2 protein-coding genes are annotated in these 2043 nt (G+C 37.2%); one reads left to right on the forward strand and one right to left on the reverse strand.

What is annotated here, in order from left to right; genetic code table 11:
* Positions 1-1183 precede the first annotated feature (1183 nt).
* Positions 1184-1753 carry a master DNA invertase Mpi family serine-type recombinase gene (locus CHB62_RS14460; RefSeq protein ID WP_089367367.1) on the forward strand — a complete coding sequence of 190 codons (570 nt, stop codon included), beginning with the start codon at positions 1184-1186 and terminating at the stop codon, positions 1751-1753.
* Here CHB62_RS14460 and CHB62_RS14465 read toward each other — a convergent pair.
* The coding region (locus CHB62_RS14465; RefSeq protein WP_141240394.1) for an IS30 family transposase at positions 1735-2043 on the reverse strand (309 nt) is incomplete at its 5' end. The genes CHB62_RS14460 and CHB62_RS14465 overlap by 19 nt on opposite strands.

Consider the following 2043-nt stretch of genomic DNA (forward strand, 5'->3'; position numbering starts at 1 on the left):
GCATCATGTTTATTTTATTCTACTTTTGATTATCGTTATGAGTTGATTATTTGTTGGGGTTATCGTCTTACTTTCCCACCACTTGTTTGCCTTAACTCTCTATTGCCATCAAGCAAACAACACACGAAAAAAGACAAAGGGAAATCACTACAATTCCTTTGTCTACATGGGTTCATACGGCGCTCCTCGCGCGCACGCGTATGAAGAAAGAAGTGGGGAGGTTAGGCCTGGCCTATGAGAGAGAGAGAGAGAGAGAGAGAGAGAGAGTACACAATTATTTGGAACTACCAAATAATTCTCGCTCTTTTTTCTATCTTTTTTTGTTAAAGAATCTATTACGCCACAGAATGTCTGTGCCCCTCTCGTGCAGAGGTCACATCCCATAGCCGTAATAATATTCTTTATCATTTCCATTTGAAATACTGGTTAATTTTAACTTAACTGGGTGCAAAGATAAAAATAAATATTAAATCCCACAAAGAAAAGGCAAAGAAAAATTAAAATAAAAAACTTACTCTTCTCTCAAAGCATGGAACGAAAGGGCTTTCAACGCAAGACTGGATTTATTACACATTACTACAAGAAAAAGTTTTATTCTTATTTGCTGTCATTTTTAACATTCCGTGTAACCTCACTGTGTACTAAAGAGTTAAGTGGAGACCAAGACTGACAGGAATGACAGGAAACTTCGTTTTGACTGAATAGCATCGTTAAGACGGTATTAACCGAGGACAGGGTACGGGAAGAGACAAAGTAACAAAGTGAACAGATTTTAGACAGGGTATGGGAAGAGACAGGGTAACAAAGCGAACGGATTGTAGACAGGGTACGAGAAGAGACAGGGTAACAAAGTGAACGGATTGTAGACAGGGTACGAGAAGACAAAGTAACATAGTGAACGCCTTTTGGCGGAGTAACAGAACTCTATAGTTGATTTAAGACTGTAAGGAGTGAGTAACCCTACCCTATTAGACGACAATATGTATAGTTCTTATTACTATGGTATTGCTTCCTAACATTTTTCATTTTCTTATCGTCCTCTTGCCAATCTTTGTAACTCGATTACTCTTCAACCATATTAAAAGACTACGAACATTGTAGAGAACTATCTTTACGAAAGATTTTATGCCAATTATCTCAAATATCCGTTTGTAGTTAAAGAATAACAAACCAATAAATAAATATGATTTACGGATACATCAGAGTTAGCAGCGATAAGCAAACAGTAGAGAATCAACGCTTCGAGATTAGTAACTTTTGTAAACATCAAAATCTTTCAATTGACGATTGGATAGAGGAAACTATCAGTGGCACAAAAAACTATAGCAAGCGAGAACTTGGCAGATTACTTAAAAAGGTAAGAAAGGACGATATTATCATTTGCAGTGAATTGTCCCGCCTTGGTCGTAACCTTTTTATGATTATGGAAATTCTGAATATTTGTATGAGTAAAGAGTGTCGTGTGTGGACAATTAAGGACAACTATCGTTTAGGTGATGATATCCAGAGCAAAGTGCTTGCCTTTGCTTTCGGCTTATCGGCAGAGATTGAACGTAATCTTATCAGCCAACGAACAAAAGAAGCATTGGCAAGAAAGAAGGCAGAAGGAGTTCTGCTTGGTCGTCCTAAAGGGCGCAAAAGTTCCCCCGACAAATATAAACTTTCTGGCAAGGAAGTACTCATTTCAGAATTATTAAAAACTGGTACACGTGAATTCAACAAGCAAGTGCAAATTTACTTAATTAGTTCGTAAAAGCAGTCCTGTGGTGTTTTAAAATCTAATTTCTTTCTTGGTCTCATGTTAATTTTCTTTGAATACTTAGTTATTTGTTGCTGGCTGATATGCTCAAAGGTTTCTTTTTTTGGCACGTATTGCCTAATTAGTCCGTTAGCATTTTCTATAGCGCCTTTCTGCCATGAAGCGTATGGGTCAGCAAAATATATGGTAACACCAAGGCTTTTGGCTATCATTTCATGACAAGCGAATTCTGTACCATTGTCAGTTGTAATAGACTTGATATGCTCTTTGAATGGAGACAGTAA

The sequence above is a fragment of the Prevotella jejuni genome, from assembly GCF_900187995.1.
Taxonomy (GTDB): domain Bacteria; phylum Bacteroidota; class Bacteroidia; order Bacteroidales; family Bacteroidaceae; genus Prevotella; species Prevotella jejuni.